Annotated in this window: 23 protein-coding genes, 1 tRNA gene and 3 pseudogenes; 10 read left to right on the top strand and 17 right to left on the bottom strand. The window is 32.8% G+C overall.

Annotated features, from left to right (window positions below):
* Nucleotides 1-21: 21 nt before the first annotated feature.
* Nucleotides 22-2,169, bottom strand: coding sequence for a M3 family metallopeptidase (locus LQ189_RS00755; RefSeq protein WP_230153877.1), 2,148 nt, complete (start codon nt 2,167-2,169; stop codon nt 22-24).
* Between the two features lie 180 nt (nt 2,170-2,349).
* Here LQ189_RS00755 and LQ189_RS00750 point away from each other — a divergent pair, with 180 nt between their 5' ends.
* The 4 genes from LQ189_RS00750 (at nt 2,350) to LQ189_RS00735 (ending at nt 6,927) form a co-directional block, all read left to right on the top strand.
* Nucleotides 2,350-4,113, top strand: coding sequence for a DUF885 family protein (locus LQ189_RS00750; RefSeq protein ID WP_230153876.1), 1,764 nt, complete (start codon nt 2,350-2,352; stop codon nt 4,111-4,113).
* Between the two features lie 260 nt (nt 4,114-4,373).
* A complete protein-coding gene (locus tag LQ189_RS00745; RefSeq protein ID WP_230153875.1) occupies nt 4,374-5,108 on the top strand; it encodes a hypothetical protein in 735 nt (244 codons plus the stop codon).
* 47 nt (nt 5,109-5,155) lie between these two features.
* The gene (locus tag LQ189_RS00740; RefSeq protein WP_230153874.1) at nt 5,156-6,166 is read left to right on the top strand and encodes a sensor histidine kinase; all 1,011 of its coding nucleotides are present in this window, start codon (nt 5,156-5,158) and stop codon (nt 6,164-6,166) included.
* Between the two features lie 2 nt (nt 6,167-6,168).
* Nucleotides 6,169-6,927, top strand: a complete 759-nt coding sequence (locus LQ189_RS00735; protein ID WP_230153873.1) for a LytTR family DNA-binding domain-containing protein — start codon at nt 6,169-6,171, stop codon at nt 6,925-6,927.
* Nucleotides 6,928-7,056: 129 nt separating this feature from the next.
* On the opposite strand, the gene LQ189_RS00730 is transcribed toward LQ189_RS00735, so the two are convergent.
* Nucleotides 7,057-7,138 (bottom strand) — tRNA-Leu (locus tag LQ189_RS00730).
* A 111-nt stretch (nt 7,139-7,249) separates the two neighbouring features.
* On the opposite strand from LQ189_RS00730, the gene LQ189_RS00725 reads away from it, so the two are divergent.
* Entirely contained in the window at nt 7,250-8,638 is a 1,389-nt protein-coding gene (locus tag LQ189_RS00725; protein ID WP_230158593.1) for a dipeptidase, read from the top strand.
* Nucleotides 8,639-8,941: 303 nt separating this feature from the next.
* Here LQ189_RS00725 and LQ189_RS00720 read toward each other — a convergent pair whose 3' ends face one another.
* From LQ189_RS00720 to LQ189_RS00695, 6 genes are all read right to left on the bottom strand, one after another.
* Nucleotides 8,942-9,562 carry a hypothetical protein gene (locus LQ189_RS00720; protein ID WP_230153872.1) on the bottom strand — a complete coding sequence of 207 codons (621 nt, stop codon included), beginning with the start codon at nt 9,560-9,562 and terminating at the stop codon, nt 8,942-8,944.
* A gap of 243 nt (nt 9,563-9,805) precedes the next feature.
* Nucleotides 9,806-10,480 carry a HEPN domain-containing protein gene (locus tag LQ189_RS00715; protein ID WP_230153871.1) on the bottom strand — a complete coding sequence of 225 codons (675 nt, stop codon included), beginning with the start codon at nt 10,478-10,480 and terminating at the stop codon, nt 9,806-9,808.
* Nucleotides 10,473-11,576, bottom strand: coding sequence for a DUF262 domain-containing protein (locus tag LQ189_RS00710; RefSeq protein ID WP_230153870.1), 1,104 nt, complete (start codon nt 11,574-11,576; stop codon nt 10,473-10,475). Before LQ189_RS00710 ends, LQ189_RS00715 begins: the two co-directional genes overlap by 8 nt.
* Nucleotides 11,577-11,961: 385 nt before the next feature.
* Nucleotides 11,962-12,786 carry a prolipoprotein diacylglyceryl transferase gene (gene lgt / locus LQ189_RS00705; RefSeq protein ID WP_230153869.1) on the bottom strand — a complete coding sequence of 275 codons (825 nt, stop codon included), beginning with the start codon at nt 12,784-12,786 and terminating at the stop codon, nt 11,962-11,964.
* Nucleotides 12,787-12,803: 17 nt separating this feature from the next.
* Nucleotides 12,804-13,163 carry a hypothetical protein gene (locus LQ189_RS00700; RefSeq protein WP_230153868.1) on the bottom strand — a complete coding sequence of 120 codons (360 nt, stop codon included), beginning with the start codon at nt 13,161-13,163 and terminating at the stop codon, nt 12,804-12,806.
* A gap of 348 nt (nt 13,164-13,511) precedes the next feature.
* Nucleotides 13,512-13,946 (bottom strand): hypothetical protein, encoded by a 435-nt coding sequence (locus LQ189_RS00695; protein WP_230153867.1) that lies wholly within the window; start codon nt 13,944-13,946, stop codon nt 13,512-13,514.
* Between the two features lie 339 nt (nt 13,947-14,285).
* Between LQ189_RS00695 and LQ189_RS00690 the strand changes: the two genes are divergently transcribed.
* From LQ189_RS00690 to LQ189_RS00670, 5 genes and pseudogenes are all read left to right on the top strand, one after another.
* Nucleotides 14,286-14,711, top strand: coding sequence for a hypothetical protein (locus tag LQ189_RS00690; protein ID WP_230153866.1), 426 nt, complete (start codon nt 14,286-14,288; stop codon nt 14,709-14,711).
* A gap of 9 nt (nt 14,712-14,720) precedes the next feature.
* Nucleotides 14,721-15,095, top strand: a complete 375-nt coding sequence (locus LQ189_RS00685; RefSeq protein WP_230153865.1) for a BlaI/MecI/CopY family transcriptional regulator — start codon at nt 14,721-14,723, stop codon at nt 15,093-15,095.
* Entirely contained in the window at nt 15,092-16,444 is a 1,353-nt protein-coding gene (locus LQ189_RS00680; protein WP_230153864.1) for a M56 family metallopeptidase, read from the top strand. Before LQ189_RS00685 ends, LQ189_RS00680 begins: the two co-directional genes overlap by 4 nt.
* 66 nt (nt 16,445-16,510) lie before the next feature.
* Nucleotides 16,511-16,609: pseudogene (locus LQ189_RS00675) on the top strand (BlaI/MecI/CopY family transcriptional regulator); the annotation flags it as partial.
* Nucleotides 16,606-18,069, top strand: a complete 1,464-nt coding sequence (locus tag LQ189_RS00670; RefSeq protein WP_230153863.1) for a M56 family metallopeptidase — start codon at nt 16,606-16,608, stop codon at nt 18,067-18,069. The pseudogene LQ189_RS00675 and the gene LQ189_RS00670, both read left to right, overlap by 4 nt.
* A gap of 163 nt (nt 18,070-18,232) precedes the next feature.
* Here LQ189_RS00670 and LQ189_RS00665 read toward each other — a convergent pair whose 3' ends face one another.
* The 9 genes and pseudogenes from LQ189_RS00665 to LQ189_RS00625 all read right to left on the bottom strand — a co-directional run bounded on the left by LQ189_RS00665 (nt 18,233) and on the right by LQ189_RS00625 (nt 25,240).
* Entirely contained in the window at nt 18,233-18,676 is a 444-nt protein-coding gene (locus LQ189_RS00665; protein WP_230153862.1) for a hypothetical protein, read from the bottom strand.
* A gap of 270 nt (nt 18,677-18,946) precedes the next feature.
* Entirely contained in the window at nt 18,947-19,249 is a 303-nt protein-coding gene (locus LQ189_RS00660) for a hypothetical protein (protein WP_230153861.1), read from the bottom strand.
* 218 nt (nt 19,250-19,467) lie between these two features.
* Complete coding sequence (locus tag LQ189_RS00655; RefSeq protein ID WP_230153860.1) at nt 19,468-19,818, bottom strand: hypothetical protein; 351 nt, start codon at nt 19,816-19,818, stop codon at nt 19,468-19,470.
* Nucleotides 19,819-20,025: 207 nt separating this feature from the next.
* Nucleotides 20,026-20,358 (bottom strand): annotated as a pseudogene (locus tag LQ189_RS00650) (IS1595 family transposase); the annotation flags it as partial.
* Nucleotides 20,359-20,409: 51 nt separating this feature from the next.
* Nucleotides 20,410-21,297 (bottom strand): IS3 family transposase, encoded by an 888-nt coding sequence (locus tag LQ189_RS00645; RefSeq protein ID WP_255667909.1) that lies wholly within the window; start codon nt 21,295-21,297, stop codon nt 20,410-20,412.
* 8 nt (nt 21,298-21,305) lie between these two features.
* Complete coding sequence (locus tag LQ189_RS00640) at nt 21,306-21,617, bottom strand: transposase (protein WP_158727651.1); 312 nt, start codon at nt 21,615-21,617, stop codon at nt 21,306-21,308.
* 61 nt (nt 21,618-21,678) lie between these two features.
* Nucleotides 21,679-22,254 (bottom strand): annotated as a pseudogene (locus LQ189_RS00635) (IS1595 family transposase); the annotation flags it as partial.
* Between the two features lie 515 nt (nt 22,255-22,769).
* Complete coding sequence (locus LQ189_RS00630) at nt 22,770-23,654, bottom strand: retroviral-like aspartic protease family protein (protein WP_230153858.1); 885 nt, start codon at nt 23,652-23,654, stop codon at nt 22,770-22,772.
* An 8-nt stretch (nt 23,655-23,662) separates the two neighbouring features.
* Nucleotides 23,663-25,240: a S41 family peptidase gene (locus LQ189_RS00625; protein ID WP_230153857.1), complete on the bottom strand. Its 1,578-nt coding sequence runs from the start codon at nt 25,238-25,240 to the stop codon at nt 23,663-23,665.
* Nucleotides 25,241-25,298 lie beyond the last annotated feature (58 nt).

Below are 25,298 nucleotides of genomic sequence, written 5' to 3'. Positions count from 1 at the left end.
TCTTGAATTCAATAACTAGGACTAGCCTTTTAATTTCTTTACTGGCTCTTGTTTTTTGTCCAGACCACGCTTTCTTAAAAGTGGTTCAATGCTAGGCTCAGCGCCACGGAAACGTTTGTATAAAACCATTGGATCCTCAGTTCCTCCTTTTTCTAACACATTTTCACGGAATAATTTAGCTTTCTCTGGATTGAAAAGAGTTGTTGTTTTAAAAGCTTCAAAAGCATCAGTATCTAAAACACCTGACCAAATATAACTGTAATACCCAGAAGAATAGCCGCCAGAAAAAATATGGCTAAAATACGTACTGCGGTATCTTGGAATAATTGATGGAATTAAACCAATTTTTGTCATAGCTGCTTTTTCGAAAGCATTGGTATCAACGGTAATATCTTTGGTTTGTGAGTGATATTCTAAATCTAATAAAGAAGCTGCAAGGTACTCTGTCGTTGTAAAACCTTGGTCAAAAGTTCCTGCTTTTTTTAGTTTGTTTACTAGTGCTTCTGGAATCACCTCGCCCGTTTTGTAGTGCTTCGCGTAAATTTTTAAAACCTCAGGCTCTGCAGCCCAATTCTCCATAATTTGTGATGGTAGTTCGACAAAATCTCTTGGAACGCTCGTGCCTGCCAAACTTCTGTACGTTACATTAGACAACAAACCGTGTAAAGCATGACCGAATTCATGAAAAAAGGTAGAAACTTCATCAAAAGTTAACAACGCAGGAGTGGTAGCAGTAGGTTTTGTAAAATTACAAACGATAGAAACTACAGGAGCAACACGCTTGCCATCAACCGTTTTTTGGCTGCGGTAGGATGTCATCCAAGCGCCACCACGTTTCGACTCACGCGGGTGAAAATCCATGTACAAAACACCTAAGTGCATTCCGTCTTTCTCAGTTACTTCCCAAGCCGTCACATCCTCATGGTACGTTGGCACATTGCTTAATGGTTTAATTTGAATACCGTATAAATTTTCAGTAACCTGAAAAACACCTTTGCGCACTTGGTCTAAACTGAAATAAGGTTTCAATTCTTCTTCGTCAAGATCAAAACGCTCTTTTCTGATTTTTTCAGTGTAATAACGCCAATCGTAAGGTTGAACAGCACCTTTAATACCATCTTTAGCCATCATTTTTTGAATATCGGCCGCTTCATTTTTAGCCATTTCAAGAGCTGGTTTCCACAAATCATTCAATAATTTGTTTACGTTTTCAGGTTTTTTAGCCATCGACTCTTCTAAGACATAAGTTGCGTGTGAAGTATACCCCAATAAGCGCGCTTTTTGACCTCTTAAATTAGCCAATTCTACCGCATTTTTTTTATTATCGGCTGCATCATCATGATTCGCTCTTGTTTGATAGGAATTCCAAATCTGTTTGCGCAATTCTCTATTTGAACTGTATTGCAAAAACGGCATTACACTCGAATTAGAAAGTGTAAAAACCCATTTACCATCTTTCCCCTTTGCTTTAGCATCTGCGGCAGCGGCATCAACAATTCCTTTTGGCAAACCTGCTAAATCTTTTTTATCAGCAACAACCAATTCATAACCGTTGGTTTCAGAAAGTATATTTTGTCCGTACTTTAAGCTTGTAAGCGATAAAGTTCCGTTTATTTTTCGCAAGGTTTCTTTATCAGCTGGAGACAAATTAGCGCCACTTCTAACAAAATCTTTATAGGCATTGTCTAAAATCTTAGCTTGCTCTAAATTCAAACCCAAACTTTCTTTTTGGTTCCAAAGCGACTTTACTCTTGCAAATAATTTTTCGTTCAAGTAAATGTTATCGCGGTGCGCCGATAAATTAGGAGCTGTTTCTTTGGCGATATTTTGAATCTCCTTGTTGGTATTAGCAGAGTTCAAATTTGAAAAAACCGTATTCACATTGGCTAACAATTCACCTGCATTTTCCATTGCTAAAATGGTATTCTCAAAAGTAGCAGGTTGCGGATTATTTGCAATAGCATCAATTTCAGCTTGATGTTTCGCAATTCCTTCTAAAATAGCAGGTTTAAAATGCTCGTTCTTGATTTTGTCAAACGGCGGAACATTGAAAGGCGTGTTATAAGCCTGAAAAAATGGATTCATAGTCGTGTATTCTTGTTTTTCTTGTGCTTGGATGGTAAGTATATTTCCGATGACCAGCATCAGAAAAAGGGATTTCTTTCTCATTTCAATTTGTTAATTAGTAACGTAAATTTAACCTAAATCCTTTTCATACACCAATCACAGCTTTGCCTTAACTTAATTTTATGATAAAGAAGAGCTAGTTCTCTAAAAGGATTTCAAGATCTTAATTTAAGTATTGAAATAAAATCAATACATTAGCTATTTAAATCACAAACCGAAATTATGAAAAAAATAACCGTTCTACTTTTTACAGTAACAACTGCCCTGCTATTGGTAAACTGTAAATCTGAAAATAAAAAACAAGATTTTACTAGCTTAACCAAAAGCTATTTTGACGATAAGAATGCGCTAGATCCATTGGGTGCAACCCAAAGTGGTCAAAACCAGTACAACGATCAGCTACAATTTGAAATGACCGATAGTTACAGAAAAACGCAAGCTGCTTTTTTTGACAAATACCAAACTGCATTGCAAAATTTTGACGTAGCGGATTTATCTGAAGAAGAAAAAAACAGTTACGAAATCATCAAATGGGAAATAGAAGTTGGAAAAGAAGTGTTAGAACAGCCAACTAATTTAATTCCGGTACATCAATTTTGGGGAACACACTTGACTATGGGTCAGTTTGCAGGTGGAACTGGCGCTCAGCCTTTTAAAACAGAACAAGATTACACCAACTTTTTAAAACGAATGGACAAATATGCCGTTTGGATTGATTCGGCAATGGTGTACATGAAAAAAGGATTAGACAAAGGAGTGGTTTTACCAAAAGCGCTAACCGTAAAATTGATTCCGCAGTTTGCGTCGATGGAAACTCCAAATATCGAAGACAATTTATTTTATTCGTCGATAAAATTAATGCCAGCATCTTTTCCTGAAAGTATAAAGAAAGATTTAACGGCAAAATACACGGCAACAATCACCACTAAATTGATTCCGCAGTACAAGAAAATGGCTGATTTTCTGAACAAAGAATACCTGCCAGCATCAAGAGCAACAAGCGGAATAGGCAGTTTACCTTTTGGAAAAAAACTATATGCGGCATATGTAAAACAATGGACTACCACCAATAAAACTCCTGAGGAAATTCATGAATTAGGATTGAAAGAGGTAGCGCGACTGACTGCCGAAATGGAAAAAGTAAAAGCACAAGTTGGTTTCAAAGGGACTTTGATTGAGTTTTTTGAAGAAGTACGTAATAAAAAAGAATTAAAACCTTTTACCAAACCAGAAGAGGTAATTGCCAACTTTAACAGCATTTACACCCGAATTAAACCTAATGTTGACAAGCTATTTGCTTTGCAACCAAAAACAAAATTCGAGGTAAGACGCACTGAAGCTTTTAGAGAGCAAACCGCTAGTGCCGAGTACAATCAAGGAACGGCTGATGGAACGCGTCCGGGGATTTTTTATGTTCCGATACCGAATGTAAAAGAATACAACATGTATGGCGACGAAGATTTGTTTTTACACGAAGCCATTCCGGGGCATCACTTTCAAATTTCATTACAGCAAGAAAACAAAAGTCTTCCAGATTTCAGAAAATTCAATTGGTTTGGCGCATACGGCGAAGGTTGGGCTTTGTACACTGAAAGTTTAGGTAAAGAGTTAGGTTTATACCAAGATCCGTATCAATATTTTGGAATGCTAGGCAACGAAATGCACCGTGCGGTACGTTTAGTAGTTGATACTGGTTTACATTCGAAAGGCTGGACAAGAGAACAGGCCATTAAATATTCCTTAGCCAACGAAGCTGAAAGTGAAGCGAGTATTATTCCAGAAATAGAGCGCTACATGGCTATTCCAGGTCAAGCTTTGTCTTATAAAATTGGACAGTTGAAAATAATGGAGCTTCGCAAAAAAGCTGAAACTAAATTGGGTACCAAATTTGATATTAAAAAATTCCATGAAAAAGTATTGGAATCAGGTGTGATGCCTTTGGCTTTATTGGAACAAAAAATTAATGAGTGGGTTGAAGGAAAATAAAAACAATCATATTACAAAAAGCTTCTCACCACGAGAAGCTTTTTTTTGAGCCTTGCTGAACCACAATTCACTGACTCAACCTCAGCATACATTCGTAAAAGTACCGCAGCGTTTTAATTAAAAAAACACTTTTACTTCTATATTTCATTTCAAATTTCCCTTGTTTCAAGTTCATTTTCCCCTAATTGAGAATTCATCCGTTTTTAGGCACTCATAGAGCTACTACTTTAGCAGCATAGAAATCCTTAAAACAACATATCATGAACACAACCGATGCAAAATTGAAATTTTTAACGCGCTACTCAACTTTTTTAACCTTACTAATGCTTTGCTTTTTTTTATTCTCCTTTAACAAACTAAAAGAGATTGAAAATTTTGAAGAAATCAACGTAAAAAGAATCAATATTATTGAAAACGATGGCACTATACGAATGGTTCTTAGCAATAAAGAATTGCAGCATTCAGGCAGAATGGATGGCAAAGATTGGGAAAAACGAGAAAGACCATCAGGACTTATTTTCTTTAACGATCAAGGCGATGAATGTGGTGGACTTATTTATCAAACAAAGCAAACAAAGAACGGCTTGATTTCTGGAATGTCAATTACAATGGACCGCTACAAGGACGATCAAGTTTTACAACTATCCAATCAAGAGTCAATTGTTAATGGCAAAATCATGTCGCAACGTGGCATTAACATCAATGATTATCCTGCAGAAAGTAACATTACTACAAGAATGGAACTCTTTGCTCAAGCTGAAAAAATTACCGACCCTGAAACACGCAAAAAAAAGATAAATGAAATATATGAGCTACATGGCGAACGCAATCTATTGTTCTTGGGCAAAACCAGAGGCAACTCTCAAGGTTTGTTTTTAAACGATGCCACAGGAAAGCCCAAACTAATGATTTATGTTGACGAAAAAGGCAATCCTAAAATACAAACATTCAACACAAAAGGCGAAATGAAAAATGTGATTGCCGAAGATTTGTAAACTGATACTCCTTACAAGGTTTTATTATATTTGTAAAAACAGCAGGAATGAAAACAAAAAGTAGTCTAAAAAATATTTTCTTCACAATACTAGTGGTAATTGGTGTCAACACTACACAGATTTATACGTTGTACCAAACACGTAAGTTTGGTTCCATTAATTTTTTCGCAATCGAAGATCATGTTTTTGGGCTCTTTACTTGTTTGCTGGCCTTTATTAGCTCTTACTTATCATGGCAAATCATCTCTAAAAAGCAGTTCAAAAATACCCAAAAAATCATACTGTCATTTGTATTTTCCTTATTGGTATTTGCTGTTTTTACCAGTGTATTTTTTATTTGTTACCGCTATTTAGTACACGGCTTACCTACGTCAACCTGGCTTTTGATTGGTAATATTGCTTTCGGAATCACTACTTATCACTTATACACCTGCGGGTTTACGCTAATTTACCTTTATTTTAATGATTCTAAAAAGTTGGAACTCGACATAGAACGATTAGAGCGAGAAAAGGAAATTTTTAAATCTAAAATGCTACAAAAAAACCTTGAACCGCATTTTCTATTCAACAATTTGAGCGTGCTTTCTAGCTTAAGTCATAAAAATCCAGAAGATTTAGAAAACTTTATCGACGATTTTTCGGGAGTGTACCGCTATTTTTTAGACCATTACGAACAGGAAATTGTACCACTATCTGAAGAGCTTGAATTTACAAAACGATACCGTAATCTAATTGAAAAAAGATTCAACAACGCTTATAAAGTTGTTTCAAGCATCAATGACACAACAGGATTTATATTGCCTTGCACTTTGCAATTAGGAATTGAAAATGCCATAAAACACAACAAGGCAAGCGAAGAAAATCCTCTGATTATTGAATTGTATCGAAATGAAAACACGATATTCCTAAAAAACAAATTGAATACGATTGAAAAACTAAACAGCTCTAAACTAGGAAACCAATACCTAAAAAAACACTACAAACTCATGTTTAACTTGGATGTCATTTTCACAAAAACAGAAAATGAGTATTGTGTAGCAATTCCTTTAATTTACTAAATATGAAATGCATAATCATTGAAGATGAAAATCATAATGCCGAAATCATTAGGAATCACATTCATAAATTTGACCCTAACATTACTATACTTGCTCAAATTAAAAGCAATGAAGAGTTGCGCAATTGGGCTACAAAAAAGGAAACTGTAGACGTAGTTTTTTCAGACATTGAGCTATTAGATGGAACGGTTTTTTTATCGTTAAAAGATAATATGATCAGCGCTCCTATTATTTTTACAACAGCCTATAATACTTTTTATCAGGAAGCTTTTGACACAAATGGAATTGGATATTTACTAAAACCTATCAGTTACAATCGCTTTAACGAAGCCATGCAAAAATTCCTCAACCTAAAAAAAAAAGAGGAAAACATCGTTAACTGGCATGAAATGGCAATGTCATTATTACAACGCGAAGAGAAAAAATACAAAGAGCGAGTTATCATTAAAAATAATGAAGGAATAGCTATGCTGAACACAAATGAAATCGCAGCAATAGTAGCAGAATCAGGCAAATGTGTTGCAATTGACACCTCAGGAAAAGAACATACCTTTAAGGATACTTTAAGCGAATTGATACAAGAACTCAATCCAAAAGTGTTTTTTCAAATCAACCGTGGCGAGATTATTAATATTAATTGTATTTTAAAAATTGAAAATTACTTTAATGACCGCTTAGCAATTCAGTTAAAAAACTATAAAAAACGTTTCATTACAAGCACTTCATCAACAGCTGAATTCAGACGCTGGATCAATCAATAAATTCCAAAAGAAAGCTTCTCGATTTGAGAAGCTTTTTTCGTGCAGATAATAGTTCTTCCCGATAAAATCGGGATAAACTTCTCGTCCTAACTCCACAAAAAAAGCCCAAACTTTCGTTTGGGCTTTTCGTGCGGATAATAGGACTCGAACCTACACGCCTTGCGGCACCAGATCCTAAGTCTGGCATGTCTACCAATTTCACCATATCCGCGTGCAATTGTGGGTGCAAAGATACACTTAACTTCGAATATTCAAAACAATTTTGATAAAAAATATTCATACTCTTTTTTGTACTTTTGAAAATATAAACAACATTCAACTAATGGAAAACATAAAAGCATACGTTCAAGAACACAAAGAACGCTTTATCAATGAGTTAATCGAATTATTAAAAATTCCTTCCGTAAGTGCTGATACTGCATATTCGCACGATGTTTTTGAAACTGCCGATGCCGTAAAAGCCAGTTTAGAGAAAGCCGGCTGCGATTTTGTCGAAATTTGCGACACACCAGGCTACCCAATCGTGTATGGCGAAAAAATCATCGACCCTAATTTACCTACCGTTTTAGTCTACGGACATTATGATGTGCAACCACCAGACCCAATGGAATTGTGGACGTCTCCCCCATTTGAACCCGTAATTAAAAAAACCGATATTCATCCCGAAGGCGCCATTTTTGCCCGTGGAGCTTGTGATGATAAAGGCCAAATGTACATGCACGTAAAAGCGCTGGAATACATGGTACAATCAAACACTTTACCTTGCAACGTCAAGTTCATGATTGAAGGCGAAGAAGAAATTGGTTCCAAAAGCTTGAGCTGGTTTGTAGAACGCAACCAAGAAAAACTTAAAAATGACGTCATCTTAATTTCAGATACGGGAATGATCTCTAACCAGCAACCGTCTATCACAACCGGATTGCGCGGTTTGAGTTATGTAGAAGTGGAAGTTACAGGACCTAATCGCGACTTGCATTCTGGCTTGTACGGTGGCGCCGTGGCAAACCCTATCAACGTGTTGGCGAAAATGATCGCGTCTTTACACGACGAGAACAACCACATCACCATTCCAGGTTTTTATGACAATGTTGAGGAATTATCACTTGAAGAAAGAGCCGAAATGGCCAAAGCGCCCTTCAGCTTAGAAAAATACAAAAACGCCCTGCAACTTAACGATGTGTACGGCGAAAAAGGCTATGTAACAAACGAAAGAAACTCCATCCGACCAACGCTAGACGTAAACGGAATCTGGGGCGGATACACCGGCGAAGGAGCCAAAACAGTAATTGCCAGCAAAGCATACGCCAAAATCTCCATGCGTTTAGTGCCTAATCAAGACTGGGAAGAAATCACTGAATTATTCACCAAACATTTCACCAGCATTGCCCCTGCAGGCGTAACCGTTTTAGTAAAACCGCATCACGGCGGGCAAGGCTACGTAACCCCAATAGACAGCATTGGCTACAAAGCAGCAAACATGGCGTATACCGAAACCTTTGGCGTACCAGCCATTCCCGTGCGTTCCGGAGGCAGCATCCCTATTGTAGCTTTATTCGAAAAAGAACTGAAATCAAAAACCATCCTCATGGGATTTGGTCTCGACAGCGATGCCATTCACTCGCCGAACGAACACTTCGGGATCTTCAATTACCTCAAAGGAATCGAAACCATACCGTTGTTTTACAAGTATTTTGTAGAATTGTCAAAATAGATTCTGTCAAAACCCACATCATCCGCTCTCCACAGGGCGGATTTTTTTTTTGGCGTTCCCTTGTTGCATAAAATCCTTCTTGAAAAACACCATTCGTCAAGCAACAAGGTCAGGCTGTACGTTCTCAATCTTTTTAGCCGCAAAAAAAAGGCGTCTAAAAAGGATTTCCACTTCCATCCTTAACGCAAAATAGTGCTCGTTGATAGTTTTTTTAGAAGAGATAAAATGCTGCGATTATACAAAACAACTTGACACTAAGTCATATTCTAAACTATTGCCAAAACTGTAAGTTTGTATTATTTTTTAGTTGAAATGTATAAAATCTGTGTATCTATTGATGTCGTATTTGACTTTAAATCTTTGTAGTTCAGTATAATCTAATTTTGAAATAATAATACTTTCATCCTTAATTATCTTTGATTCATATAAGTTGGGCAATATTATTTTTTCAAAATAATCCGATAAAAAATTAAATTCTTTTGAAGTATGAACATAAAAAAGATGTTTATGAAATTCACCATTTAAAGTGAATGACACATAGTTTTCAATTCCATCATAATGGCTATCCTCATCTTCCCGCTTATTTTTATACGCAATTAAATATATTTCTATATTTTTTAATATATTCCAATCATAAGATACATATTCATCATTTGCCCAAATCTTGACTTCCTTTTCACTAAAATCTATGAATTTATTTTTTTGAATTATTTTTAATGTTGTAAACTTATAATCACTAAAATAATTAAATGTCATCAATCCAAAAAAACCAATAACTAAACTCCAGCAATAGATTAATTGCTGTGTAAAAACACCGTAAGTAAAAGGAAGAAAGATAAATGCAACTAAAAATAAAATCAAATAATTTTCCAATTTAGTTGCCGTTGGATGAATTACAATTGGAAAAATCAGATTTTCACTCATTTCAGATTCAGTTTTTATTTTATCATTTTCTTTCGCACAACTTTAGTCTGTGCTGCATAAAATCAATCATTTTGCAATTTTCTATTTTAAGATTTTTATTTGATAGCGTTGGAAATCTTTATGAATTTGAAGAGTTTTTTCAAAGATTGATATTTTTGGGATTGGTCAGGTTGGAGTGGAAAGAATTGAGATTTTTTAATTAAAAACAAATTTTCGAAATACAAATCAATCATTAAAGTTTGCCTAAACTCCAATTTCGACAAAAGGCTGGTAGTCGACGTTATTTTTCATATTACTAATGATTCTGACACCTTCTTTATGTATGTTTTCAATAAACGTCTCTAAAATTACCAAATAATTTTCAACGTCTTGGTGTGTTAATGTCGGTGTTGAATCTTGATGAAGAATATTATTTCTTATGTTGTTTAAAGAATTAAATTTTTGATAAAAAATTTTATTTTCTTCTGAAGCAGCAAACTCATTAAAACCAAATTTTTTCAATAGTTTAGTTACTTCACTTTGTCCGTGTTTACCATAACTAAATTTTGAATTGATTTCAAACTCATTACATAATACTTCATCATTACCCAATATTTTTACAAATTTCATTAATATTTCACCCCTTTTAGTTGGGTTGTTCTTTTTATTGTCCAAATCCTTAATTAAAATATCGATTAGATGTTCTTTAATGTAGGCTTCTAATTGTTTATTTGAAAAATTATTTAAAATATAGTATCCAAACTCCTCTAAAAAACACTCAATAAATGATTCAAATTTGCCACATAGTAACACAATTGATGATTTATTAAATGTTCTATATTTAAGATTATCACTTATTGACAAATTTGCATTTTCAATAAGAATATGAATTTCCTTGATTGCTTCCTTAAAATCATTAACCGATTCAAAATTATCCATTGATTATATTTTTTATCTCTGAAATCCATCTATTAAGTCTGTAATTTAAAACTTTTGTATCGGAGGTACCAATAGTTATGCTGTTTCTAAATTCAGAATCATTAATTACTAATTCTTTGTATCGAGCAAAAATTTGGTCCTTATATTCAATCAATTTTTCACTTGGCAAAACAGTTGTACTGATGAATAGTATATCCATTAGAGACCTATTTAAAGTAGATTCATATTGCTCATCAGAATTAAACCTATTAAAAGCATTTACTGAATATATCTTAATAATTGTCTTAGCTGTATCTTCAATCATTTCATCTAGTTTTATTAATAGAGATTGATCAAGATTTTTGTTTTTTAATAAGTATTCATTTATAAAGGTTTTCATTCTTCCTTTATAATTTTTAATTTGGTTTTCATTTTCATCATAGTTATCTAATAAAGCTAAAAATCTTAAAATTAATTCGCAATCAGACATTCTATTATGTGGCGTTTCCAAATTAAATAATTTCAGGATATTTGGTTTTGATACTATTTCTTTTAGTTTATCATTCATTGAACCTCTATAAAGACAATTTCTTAACTCTTGGTCATTCAATTTGACTGCACCTGTATTTAATCTCATAAAAACATCGTATTTTATTTCAGGATGTGAATCGTGAGAAATTACTATAATTCTTAAAAGTCCATTTCTTAATACACGAACTGCTTTAGGATTAAGAGACTTAATATCACTCTTGTTAAGTTCTGTAAGTATTTCTAAACCTGATAATTTATAATCTCTCTGAAAAAAACGATGCAAAGAATTTAACCTTTGTAATCCATCAATGACTGTCCAAGAATCATCTGCTTCTTGTGAAACATATATTACAGGAATTGGTACGTTCAGTATTATAGATTCAATAAGTAATGATGATTTTTTATTATCCCAAATATAATTTCTTTGATATTCAGGGTTTAAATTTATATCGCCATCATCAATCATACGAACGATGTCAGAAACACTTTTATCGTAAGCTTGAGTATTAATTTTTCGTATTTCTTGGGGGATTTCAGTAATTTCAGTTTCTTCTGAAATTTTATCATCAAATTCTAAATTTTCCATTTTTAAGTTTTTATTTAAGATTCTTATATTATCAGCAACAATTAATCAGTACAAAAACAAACCTACTGAAACAAACCTACTGAAACAAACCTAAGCCTCGCAACATTATCAATAGTCTGTCTCAACATGTGTTCTCCAAATATAAACAAAAATTCTTACGTTCTCTACATCATTAGCGTTAAATCAATAACACTACGAAATCAACAGTAACTTTTGAAAAATTCATGATTTAGGTTCGTCGTTAGATCTAAATTCCTTGTTTTGATATTGTACAATTTATTGAAATCTAACGTTTTGATTCATCCTTATTTTACAAATCTGAAACAAGCTATTTAGTAAACAATTCACAACACTGTTGTTTAACCTTCACTGCTCTGGATTTTTATTACGAACGCTTTCTTGTTACATTCTTTCCCATAAAGTAGATCCCAATTGCTATAAAAGGCAGACTCAACAATTGGCCCATATTTAATAGCATTCCCTCTTCAAATTCTACTTGATTGATTTTGACAAACTCAATTAAAATGCGCATCGTAAAAATTAAAGTTATTGCCAGACCAAACAAAAATCCATTTCCTAGGGTAATGTTTTTCGTTTTGTAAATAGCAAAAACAATCCCGAAAATGAACAGATATGCAATGGCTTCGTAAAGTTGGGCTGGATGTCTAGGAACACTATCAATCTTACTAAAAATAAAGGCCCAAGGCAAGGTTGAGGGATTGCCTATCATTTCTGAGTTCATTAAGTTGGCAAGTCTTATAAATACAGCTCCCAATGGCGCAACAATAGCAATCAAATCTAGTATTTTCAGGTATTTTATTTCGTATTTTTTTGAATATAAAAAAAGTGAAACAATCAACCCAACGGTCCCGCCGTGACTGGCTAAACCTGCATAACCACTAAATTTATATCCTCCGTTTATCGTTTTTTGAATGGGTAAAAAGATTTCTAATATGTTTTTTGAATAATAGTCAAAATCATAAAACAAACAATGTCCCAATCTTGCTCCAGCAAAAATCCCTATAATTCCATATAGAAACAATGCTTCATGAGCGCTATCTTTTAGGTTTTCTCTTCTATAAATTATTTTAAGAATATACATGCTTAAAAGCAAGCCACTGGCAAATAAAAGCCCATAATATTTTAAGGGGAAACCAAAAATGTTTATTATTTCGGAATCAAAATCCCAATTGATGTATAGTGTTGTCATCTCGTTCTGTGTTTATTTTAATCTAGTAAAATTGTTGGATCAAAAACTTCTTTTCTATTTTTTAAAATTGTGTCAAACTCTAAATTATTCGAATTTTCATAATATTCTTCTTCAGTATTATATATTTCCAAAATCTTAGCTTTAATTTCTGTATCAGGTTTTTCCAAATAACTCTCACACAAACATAATGCTAATTCGCGTTTTGCTGATTCAAATTCCCATTGATTTGAAATTGAATTATTTTCATCGATTTCTTTTTGTCCATTACCAAAACTCATGTATTCAACTTTACAATTTCTGAAAGTTATAGTTTTAGTTTCGTCTTTTTTACAAGAAATAATCGTGAAAAAGATTATCAAAAAAATAATTCTATTCATAACTATTTGTATTTTTATGATTGTCCTTGTAAGGTCAACAGTGGCAATATAACAATCATTGCTAATAGTATTTTTTTCATTACTTCAGATTATTTACTTTTTTACTTTAATTACTTTAATGTTACTTTTTAACGCTGTTTTCTAGGAATAGTTCCTGCATGTATACACAAGTACAAATCTATTTTTAAATTAATTCAAAGGCTAAAATCTGTTGTATTAGCTATTGGCTGTTAGGCACTTTCAAGTTAAATTAAGATTCCAATCTTATTTTTAAGCTCCCGTTTTTCAAGCATATGTTGACAAATATGGATTTCATTTTCCAATAACAATTTTTCTGAAATAAATTTTCTAAAGATAAACAGTTGCGATTCCCAATAAACCAAAAATTACAAATGAATAAATAGCTAATCTCATAAATTGTTTACATAATTTATACATTTCATAAAGATTAGCATCTTGTAAATTTTCAAAATCTTCATTTTTAGTAATAAATCCTATATCAACTATTTTGCCTCGGTCATATATATTTCCATAATCAATAACATATTTTCGAAACAAATCAAGATGTATTTCTTTAAGTGCTGAACTAAATTTGTATACTCCATTGTATGAATTCAAAGCAAAGACAGGAAAAGTTGGTATTACAAATACAATTGGAGCAAAGTTTTTAATTGGTTTTGGAAAAATGAATAACCAAATAATACTTAGCGAAAGTATTGAATAAAAATATATCTTAATTTTAGTTGATTTATGCATTCTGTAATTTAGGATTCTAAATTCCATTTTTACTTTTTAGGATTTTGTCCACAAATAAAATCAATTCTATAAGTGTATTTTTATTTTTAACTTTAACTGATCGCAAACTGCTATTTCTACAAAACAAACCTTAATAACAAACCTAAATCAAGCTACATTTTCGATGGTCTGTTTCGATTTTCCTTGTTCAAATATAAACAAATTTCTTACGGCTAGACAGAGTATACTGTTAAATCGATATATGGCTTTAGCAAGACTCCATTTCAATTACTCCTGTAAATCCTTGACGGACATTTTTTTTACAAAACATTTGTTTATTTCAAATTTTACTCTACATTTGTAGAGCAATGTTTCAAACTGTAGAATATGAAAAACCGCAATTACTATTTTATCATCCTTATAAGCCTCTGCATCAGCCTAGCAAGTTGCAGTATCAATCAAACTAAAAACGGTTACAAAACCGGAAAATGGATAGAAAGTAAGGAGTTTATGAAAATTGAATCTAGTGCTATCGGTCGTTATCGTAAAGGAAACAAAATCGGAACGTGGAAGTACTTCTTGGGCGAAAGATTACTATCTCAAGAAAAATTTAAAAAGAACAGTTGCCATGTAATTAAATACCACAACACTGGAAGAATACAGCAAATTGGATTCTCAAAAAAACACCTAATCGACTCAAAAGAAGAATGGCTGCCCACCGGATATTGGGAATTTTATGACTCAGAAGGAGTTTTACTAGGCACCAAAATCTACGAAAAAGGAATACCCGTTCAAGAAACATACACCAATTAAAAAATACACATGCAACAGCTGACCAACGCCGAAGAACAACTCATGGAACACCTTTGGCAACTCGAAAAAGCCTTCATGAAAGATTTACTCGAAGCTTATCCAGAGCCAAAACCTGCTACCACAACGGTTGCCACTTTGCTAAAACGCATGATTGACAAGCAATTTGTTGCGTACCGCGAATTTGGAAACTCAAGAGAATATTATCCTTTGGTCAAGAAAACCGACTATTTCTCGAAACACGTTAACGGATTGATTAGTAACTTTTTCAATAATTCGGCATCACAATTTGCTTCTTTCTTTACTAAAGAAACCAATTTGTCGCAAACGGAACTGGAAGAACTAAAGAAAATAATTGACAGTGAAATTCTAAAAAAGAAAAAATGACCGACTTTCTAATCAAATCGACCCTCAGCCTTGTGGTGCTTTTAGGAGTGTATCACTTGTTGCTAGAAAAGGAAAAAATGCACCGTTTCAATAGGTTTTACTTGTTGTTTGCTTTGGTTTTTTCAATGGTGATTCCGTTTATAACTATTGAAGTTGTTCAGGAAATTGCACAACCCACAGTAACACCCGGAAATATCCAAATCCTACCAACAACTGCCGTTGTAGTGGAAGAGACGAACTATTTTGCCATAGCGCTTTGGGGTTTGTATGGGGTAGTCACAGTCGTTTTAGGGTTTCGATTTCTGCGTAATGTAGTGCAGATTTCAAAAAAAATGAAGTCTAATACCCCGATTTCATACCAAAATGCCAAACTGATTTTGGTTCCCGAAAAAACGTTACCGCATACGTTCTTGAATACGATTTTCATCAACGAAACGGAATACAACAACCGTGAAGTTGAAGCCGAATTGTACACCCACGAGCTTACGCATGTGACTCAAAAACATACTTTGGATATTTTGTTTATCGAAGTATTGAAAACCGTTTTTTGGTTTAACCCTATTTTTATTTTTTACAAAAAAGCCATTCAACTCAACCACGAATTTCTCGCCGATGAGAAAGTAGTGGATTCCTATAACGATGTTCCGTCTTACCAATCTTTGTTGCTTTCAAAGGCAAACGCGAACCCAACTTTTTACTTGGCCAGTAATTTGAACTATTTAATAACTAAAAAACGATTACTTATGATGACTAAAACCACATCAAACTCAAAATCAATTGCGAAGAAAATTATTTTGATACCTGTTCTATCTGGACTATTTTTCTTGTTTTGTTTCAAAACTATTGCTCAAGTAAAAAACATTGCACAAGTTACCACCAAAACTAAATTTACAGCAAGTAACGATTCCCGAAAAGATGAATACTTCGCTGGAGTTAGAGTGGTCATTCATGATCTTGTAAAAAACAAGAAAATTGACAGCAAATATGAAGACATAAGTGAAGAGTACAAGAAAAGAGTTTTTTTCTATGTGCCAACTGGCTTTGAAAAAAAATCACCAACAAGTCAAGAATTAGAAAACTTTAAAGATCCTAAAAAATACGCTATTTGGATAGATGGGGTTCACCAATCCAATAAAGCATTAAACAATTTTAAACCTAGTGAAATTGCTTTTTTTCAAGGTAGTAGCGTTTCAAAAAATGCAAGAAGCAAGAAATTCCCACAGCCTTACCAATATAATTTTTACACACATAATTATTTCGAAAAAAACTTAAAAAACTCGCACAAGAAATTCAGTGGAGAAAAATTAGAAGTTACAATTTGTAAAGATAAAAACACAAGACCAATCTGAACTAAATAGTTGATAGTAACATAGACTAAAAAAACTAAACTTTTATCTCCTTTCTAGATAAAAGTTTGGGCTTCCTTCTTTACCAAAGAAACCAATTTGTCGCAAACGGAACTGGAAGAACTCAAGAAAATAATTGATAGTGAAATTCTAAAAAAGAAAAAATGACCGACTTTCTAATCAAATCAACCCTCAGCCTCGTGGTGCTTTTAGGTGTGTATCACTTGCTGCTAGAAAAGGAAAAAATGCACCGTTTCAATAGGTTTTACTTGTTGTTTGCTTTGGTTTTTTCAATGGTGATTCCGTTTATAACTATTGAAGTTGTTCAGGAAATTGCACAACCCACAGTAACACCCGGAAATATCCAAATCCTACCAACAACTGCCGTTGTAGTGGAAGAGACGAACTATTTTGCCATAGCGCTTTGGGGTTTGTATGGGGTAGTCACAGTCGTTTTAGGGTTTCGATTTCTGCGCAATGTGGTGCAGATTTCAAAAAAAATGAAGTCCAATACATCCATTGCATACCAGAATGCTCAATTGGTTTTGGTTCCCGAAAAAACGTTACCGCACACATTTTTGAATACCATTTTCATCAACGAAACGGAATACAACAACCGTGAAGTTGAAGCCGAATTGTACACCCACGAGCTTACGCATGTGACTCAAAAACATACTTTGGATATTTTATTTATCGAAGTATTGAAAACCGTTTTTTGGTTCAACCCCGTTTTCATTTTTTATAAAAAAGCCATTCAACTCAACCACGAATTTCTCGCCGATGAGAAAGTAGTGGATTCCTATAACGATGTTCCGTCTTACCAATCTTTGTTGCTTTCAAAGGCAAACGCGAACCCAACTTTTTACTTGGCCAGTAATTTGAACTATTTAATAACTAAAAAACGATTACTCATGATGACTAAAACCACATCAAAAAGAAAAGCCATTACCAAGCAAGCCTTGCTCTTGCCTGCGATAACAGCGCTACTATTTTCATTATGCACTAAGGTTGTAGCGCAACAAACAGCTACCAAACAAAATGCGCAAACTAATAAATCAGAAGGTTTGTTTAAAACCTACTACGATAAAACGACATTTAAGGTAAAAGATGAAAAAGGAAAAATTGCCGCAGAAAAAAAGTACAATGACTTAACTCCTGCTGAAAAAAAGGCGATTCCTTCGATAATTTCAAAAGAAGAAAGACTACCAACCAACGAGGAACTTTTAACCAAATTAAGCAACGGCGCTCCTGAAACTATGGAAATTGATCCGTTTAGCCTTGAAAATAAGATTGTAAAAAAAGGAGAAAACGACCTCTATAATACCTCAGAAATACTGGAAAAACCAGATTTCCCAGGTGGAATAATGGAGTTTTACAGATTCGTAGGTAACAATTATAAAACTCCTGAACAACCCGATTTAAAAGGGAAAATTTACATCACTTTTATTGTCGAAAAAGACGGCAGCATTACCGATGTAAAAAACCTCCGGGATATTGGTTTTGGAACTGGTGAAGAGGCAATACGTGTTTTAAACTTATCCCCAAAATGGATTCCTGGAAAAGTAAAAGGCGAGCCCGTACGAGTGCTATACAGTTTACCAATAACTATACAATCAGCCAAATCCTAATTAAAAACAAATCCGCTTCAAGACTAGACCTGAAGCGGATTTGTTTTTAAAATATTGTTGGTTTTAGATGTTGAAATCCTTTATAATACGAAATTGTTAAGGCGATTTTTAAATATCTTATATTCCTTACAAAGAGGAATATGTAATGAGATAATCGTGAATTTTAATAAAAATTGATTATTGTATTTAGACCTTTTGTTAGAAAAAAACAAATACCAATTATTAATAGATTTATTAAAGCTCTAAAAATCCATTTCCGATTTGATAAGTTGTAGTTAATTCCTTTTGAAATCACAACGCAAATCCCCATTAAAAGAAACCAAACTGCAAAGAAAAGTGAAATTTCACCTCTTATTACAGTCGTTACTAAATCGTGAATGAGTCCACAAAAAACAAATGTCAACACTAAAGAAAATCCAGCTGGAAATACTTTTTTTAACGGTCGAAATACTTTTGTTCCTAAATAATAGCCGAAAATTGGGTTCCAGAAATTCCAAAAAGTTGAAAAATTATTTGCACCAAGCGACCTTTCTAAATTATTACGAAGCGAGTTAGGGTGTCCGATTGGAACGCCATTTCTCTTTTGTATATATTCGGATAATTTCATTTAATGTTATTCTCTTCGGGTTTTTAAATGATTTTTTCTTGGCACTCGTCAAGTTGATGACTTCACTTTGTTTTTTTTTATTTCCTGAGTTTCTGTCGCATTATTGCTAACGCCTTGGTAGTACAACGGGTTTGGTACTAAATTAAGCCTATTCTTCGGATTCTCCACTCGAGCGATAGCGAATAGACGACGTAAATCATCTTAAATACAAAACCAACTTTCCATTAAACCAAATGCCCAAATCCGTTGTAGCTGTTAGTGGCAGTATTGTTATGATTTTTTAATTAAGTATGTATTCTTCGTTCCAATTGAAAATTTTACATCTTTGCTAGTTACGGCAAAAACACTTGAATTATTTTTAGCTTTTACATACGCAAGAGCACGTCCAGATTTATGTCCGACAACATTTGTTAGTAACATGTGTTCTTTTTCTCCTGGAATTTCTACTAGCATATATTCGTAAAAATCTTCAGACTCATCAGAAACATTCAAACCAACTTTATAAATTCTAAATCGAGTTCCTGAATAAAATTCCTCTGAATCTTCTAGTTCCGCAAGTTTAATCATTTCCATTTTTAATATCGTTCTTTAATATTGCCACTAACGTCTTGCTAGTAGGCGATGGTCGGGGTTAATAATCCTTAATATTTTGGTTAATCACTATATTTCAAATACAAAACCATTTTTCCATTAAGCCTAATTCCCGACTATTGCTTACTAGCTGTTGGTGGCTGGTTATTCTATTAAATTCTTATTTTCAAATTATGAAGGTTAGAGGAAATTAATAATATCTATACACCAATTAATTCACGAAATACTTTCGCTAATTCTAATCTCAAGTCTCTTATTTTAGTAGCAACTTTTTTTTCTGCATCTTTCCATAAATCTAAAGAACCTTCATTTTCTGGAAACCTAAAATCAGTTCCATCTGATTCATATTTAGCTTTTGTTTTTGCTTCTATCATTTGTTCTATTATATTGCGATAGTCTTGAACTGCAGTCGAAAGTTGTGTACATAAACTTTCGGAAAAATATATTCGACTTTTCTCCAACCTTTCCAAAGTTTCTTGGTATTTTTTTATAGCATCATCTTCTCTGTTTTTTTCAGTTGTCCATTCTGAACCTTGGAATAACGTTGTCAAATGTTCTAGTTTTTTTTCAAGTTCATAGAAATCTTGATAAATGTTTTTTATAACGTCAGCTCTTTCTTCGTGTAATTTTGAAAACTTAATTTGATGTTCAGTTTTTGAAATTTCGAGTTGATTTTTATGATTTACAATTAGAAGTTCAGAACTTTTCGCAAGAAAAAATTTGCCTAAATAAATAATAATTTGATTGTCCGTTTTTTGTCATAATCCTGTGATGCCTGCAATTACTAACCTATCGAATAGTTTCTCTTCAAAATATCTTCTATTTAACTTGTAAACAAACTCATTTAGGTATAATTGAAGATATTTCCCTTTTATTTTATGATAATTTCCTAAGAAATTTCGCTTAGCATTACTTATTGCAATATGAACCCATTTTAAAGTTTCTCTTGTTGTTTCTTTATTGGATTTCTCTGTTATGTGTATTTCAACAAAGTCCGCAATGTCAATGTATGATGTGCTTTTGTCTGTAAAAAGAATACTTTTCTCTGAAATTGATTCTTTAATGGTTTCATTTATCTGCTCAGAAGTATGGTGTTTTGACCCCTATAAAACAAGAGTATTATTCTAAATTTCGATTATTATTTATGCGGTTAATTTTTTCATTAAAATTAGATGCTTATCCTGGTTCCATTTTTCTATTGGTGTAATGCGTCCTAAAAGGCCATGTAGCCTAGTATTATTATAGAAGATTACATATCTTTTTAATATTAGCTCAATTTCTCCAAAAGTTCTATAATCAACTCTTTGGAACACTTCTTTTTTTAATATTCCGTGATAGGCCTCAATATGCGCATTTTCTTCTGGTGTTGCTACATGTGTGAATTCTTGCTGAACTCCTATGAGTCCAAGGTATTCTCGAACACTTTTGGCAATAAATTGACTTCCATTATCACTTCTTATCACAACACTTTCAGGGTATTGGTATTCCAAAAATAAATCTGAAAGGAAAGCAATTACTTTGTCTTGTTTTATAGAAAATGAGAAAAAATCCTTTAATATTCTGCGAGTATGAACGTCTATTATAGATAGTAAATAAGCATTTTTACCTACGTTTGGGATCCAAACCATCTTAATATCCATTTCTAAACATTCAAAAGGTTTAGTGGTGTTTACTTTTCTATACTTTACAAATTTACGACCAGAACCACTCCTTTTTATTCTGTTTTCTAGTTTTAACAAACCCTCTTCTCTCATAATTCGGTACAACTTTTTATGATTAATTAAATAACCCTCTCGTTGTAAATACGAAGTCATTAAACGGTAACCGCAGTCAATAAACTCATTACTTAAAATGCCTTTAATAGATTTAATAACCGCGCCTTGACTTACATATCCTTTAGATTTATTAAAAGTAAATTCACTAGGTTTAATACCTTTTTTATTTGAGCTTGGTCTTCGGTAATAACTACTTTGAACCATTCCTACTATAGTAATAATTTTGGTTTTACTAATCTTATGTTTACTATAAATACTATCTACTAAATCTTTCTTGGATCGGATGTCCCAAACTTTTTTTTTAAAAGTTCACGCCCAATTTCTAATTCGATTTCCTTGTTAGCTAATAATTTGCGTAGAATTCTGTTTTCTTCCTCAGCTTGCTTTAGCTCTTTACTACTAGTGTCATAAGTTACTTTTAAACCAGCTTCTCCCTGCTTCTCGTGTTTCTTCTTCCAGCTATACAAAGTGCCAGTGCTAACGCTGTATTTACGGCACGTTTCAACAACTCCTAATTCTTCTGAAAAGGATAGGATTTCTAGCTTTTCTTCTAAACTCCATTTCTTGTATTTCATATATCAAATGTACTATTTGAAATTTAAAATATCACTCCGAACTATTAAGGGGCTAAAATATATGGTCTGTCAAAACTTTTGCTTTGAAATATCTACATTGATTTGATTTTTTTCCAGTTTCAATATCTTCTAAAACTGTTGACTCAGCCATGATTGCGGTATTCATTTTGCCTACAGCTCCACGTCCACGAATTCCTTTTTCTTGCTCTATTTCTGATGATTCAACTGCAAAATAGCCTTCGTCAAATTCAATCATTCCTTCCAAAGTATAACGAGCATCTCTATTTCCCATTGCTTTTCGCAGCTTATGAACCATCGCCCAAACTGGCTCGTATCGTTTTAAGCCAAGCTGTTTTTGAATTTCTTTACTAGAAAATCCTTTCTTAGTTGCAGTCATTAAAAACATCGTTTTATACCATACCAAAAATGACAAATTAGAACTTTGCATTATTGTTCCACTTCGTAAAGAAGTTCTACTTCTACATTTTTTACATTCATAACTCCAAACACTTTTTATCCAAAAATGCTCTTTGCTTCCGCATTTACATTGAACTCCAATCTTGTCTCTTTCTTCTTTAAAATGAAGTCTACAAGATTCTTCACTGCCAAAATTTGCTGTAAAACTGAATAAATTCATCTGCTTTTTTTATCAAATATAATAGTTTTTCTTGAATTATGAGTAATTACGGACAATCAAAATAATAATAATTCCAATTGTAGTTCCTCCAATTGAAAGAGTAAGCATTTTTTCTAATAGTTCCATTTTTCTTTTTTTGCGATTCTGATTTTAACTTGCCACCAACTTTAATATAACCAAAACAAACCTTCGTATACACAACCAGACGTGTACAGATAATCTAAGTTTTGTTTCGCTTTGGGCCTTCCAAATATATTAAAATTTTCTTACCATTTAATAAAAATCAGCAACTGAAAACTGGGCTCGCGTGAAGGATGGCAGCGAAAATCCTTTGTGTTTTTTCTTTAAAAACACAAAGATTGTAGTGTACAGCCTGACCCGAAGTTTTTCACGGAGGGGCACGCCCAAGAACTCAAATCACAAGCATCTTAATTCGGGACTATTTTGGGAATTACCACATCTACTTGGCACAGAATAATTATTAAGCCTAAAAACTAAATCTTGCCAAGTGGCAATTATAGGCTATTTTCCTTTTGATCTGTGTAATTATCGTTAAATAAATGATTTGGTTTTAGGTATACAAAATTGTTTTGAAAGTCCAAAAACACAGTAAACCTTTTCAAAACTTCATTACCCAAAATGTGAATGCTTTTATTTTTCAACGGCTTATTGGTCGTTATTTGCTGGATAGGAATGTTTTTTAGGGTATGCTTTCCAATTTTCAAAACTTTTAGTATTGAGGTAATAACCGGAATTTCATTTCCTTGCGCTCCTTTCATGATGACTTTTTTTACAACCTCCATTTTTTCAATTGGAAATTTACTGTGTTTTAACAAATCGTTATCTAACATTACTGTTCTTTGGTAACCTGTATCAAACAAAAAAAAGTCCTTATTAGAAATTCCGTTTTGTTTAATCATACTTTGAATTAAAAAAAGGTCTTTATAAAATTCTATAGCGAGTTTCGTGAATTTTCCATTTTTTTCAATGCTATCTGGTAATGTTGCATGGATGATCAATAGTTTTTTATCATAATTAATTTCAACAACTTTATCTTTAAATAAATCCCAACCAAATCTCCCGTCTGTTCCGTGTCCTGATAATGCTGCGTCATAAACTTTGGTTTTATACGTTGCGTTTCCAAGTTTTAAATTGTAATGCGTATTATACAGTTTTGGAATGGATTTAAGCTTATTTTTTAGAGCATCATTTGTCAAAACCAATTCAGTAGTTCCTGTATCAAAGTTAAGATGTAGTGTGTCTTTTTCATTGAAAATGGCTTCTATAATAATTGTATTTTCCTTGTTGATTATAAACGGAATATTCTCGCTAGTTATTTTTAGTTGAGCCGAAACACTACTGCATAGCATTAAAAAATAAACCAATAATTTTTCTTTCATTTTTAGTGTTATTGTAGTTCAAGTTCTATTACTTTTTTAAACATTGGATCTTTCTTCATTAAGAAGTTTTTCCCTAAAATATCTTCATTTGTTGTTGCACGATCATGCAAAAAATCAATAGGATAGGTTACAAAGTGTTCTACTTGGTTCTGAAAAATATCAGCTACTGTTTTGCAATCTGTAAAATCAATTTGAGGTTCTACTCTAAAAATCAATTTGCTATACGGTAGACTAAATACGGAGGTTCTTGCTTGAACACCTCCTAATAAATTTGGTGTTTCACCTATACTAATGATACGTTTAGTTTTATAGGCTAAGCTAGATAAATTACTTGCCGAAGAAAATATAAATCTATCTTGTAATACATAGATAGGACCCTCAAAAGGAATTAATTCTTTCGATGGATAGAAAAAACTAAAATTGGGTATCTTACTATAAAACATTTCAAGATCTTTTAGTTTTGGGCCTTCTTTGTCAAAGGTTAAACCATATTTAATAATAGAATCTTTTTTTAATCCGTTTAATGGGCTGAATATATATCCTATAGTCAAATTCATCTTCAAGGTATCCTTTAGTATCTTTCCTAAAAACTTACCATAGGTATTATCACTACCTCCTCCATTTCCTCGAACATCTAATACAATAGATTTTACAGCAAACTTATTTATTGTTTTTTGAAAACGATTGATCAAAGTATCCCCCAGTTTTTCATCCATCGTGGGTATTTTTCCATAAAAGAGTTGCTCTTTTTCAAAGTAATGTGTAATAACAGGATCTGTATTAGTATTGTAACCAAAATTATTTTTTTTCTGTTCTAGAAAAGTAACCGTATCATCTTTAGTAATAGTTACTGTTTTGCTTTTTTGCTTGGTATCAACGAAGGTTAATTTTAAATGGTTGTTTTTATATATTTCTCCAACTGTATAAAAGTTCTCATGATAGACTTTATTATTAATCCTGTCCCACCTTAGCGGAGAGATTAATTCTTCCATACTCTTTACAAATTGATGAATTTCTTTACCATTACAACTTACTAACTTCATTGAGGCAGGATAACTTATTCCTTGATAAGAAAAGGGCAATAAATTATAGTATTCACCATTGATGTAAGCAAGTTCTAATTTTGTCTTAGTATAAAAGTTTTTATTTAAAAAATCGTCATATTTATAATTATGAGGAAAGTCTAGTGTATCTAATTCTGCAATACCCTTTGGAATCCAATCCTTTTTTATGATATCCAACAGCCATTTACCTGGTCTACTAGTGTGCCCGTCTTGTGCTACATTTAATGTTTTTTGTACTAAAAAAAGATAATCCTCCATACTTGTTTTAGCGGTGATTTTCCTTTTGAGGTTATTAGTATGCTTATCAAAGTCAATTTTCCTTACTTCTTTATTAAATTGAATAATTGGGCTTACTTGCTTTATATAGGACACTAACGAATCATAATCCGTTAACTTCTGTGAGTGGGTAAGTTGCGGAGTATTTTCAAGGTATTTATGAAGTTTCGGGCTATTTTGCGCTTTGATGTTGGAAAAACTCAATATTAAAATAACAGTGAAGAACTGGCGAAGATAGATTTTCATTTTTATATTTTTCAGTGAAATGCAAAAGTATATTTCCTTAAAAAATGAAAATTGTACA

Source organism: Flavobacterium sp. CECT 9288 (assembly GCF_918731615.1).
In the GTDB taxonomy this organism is placed as follows: Bacteria; Bacteroidota; Bacteroidia; order Flavobacteriales; family Flavobacteriaceae; genus Flavobacterium.
The sequence above is the reverse complement of the archived record's forward strand: the minus strand, read 5'-3'. Positions and strand labels throughout refer to the sequence as shown.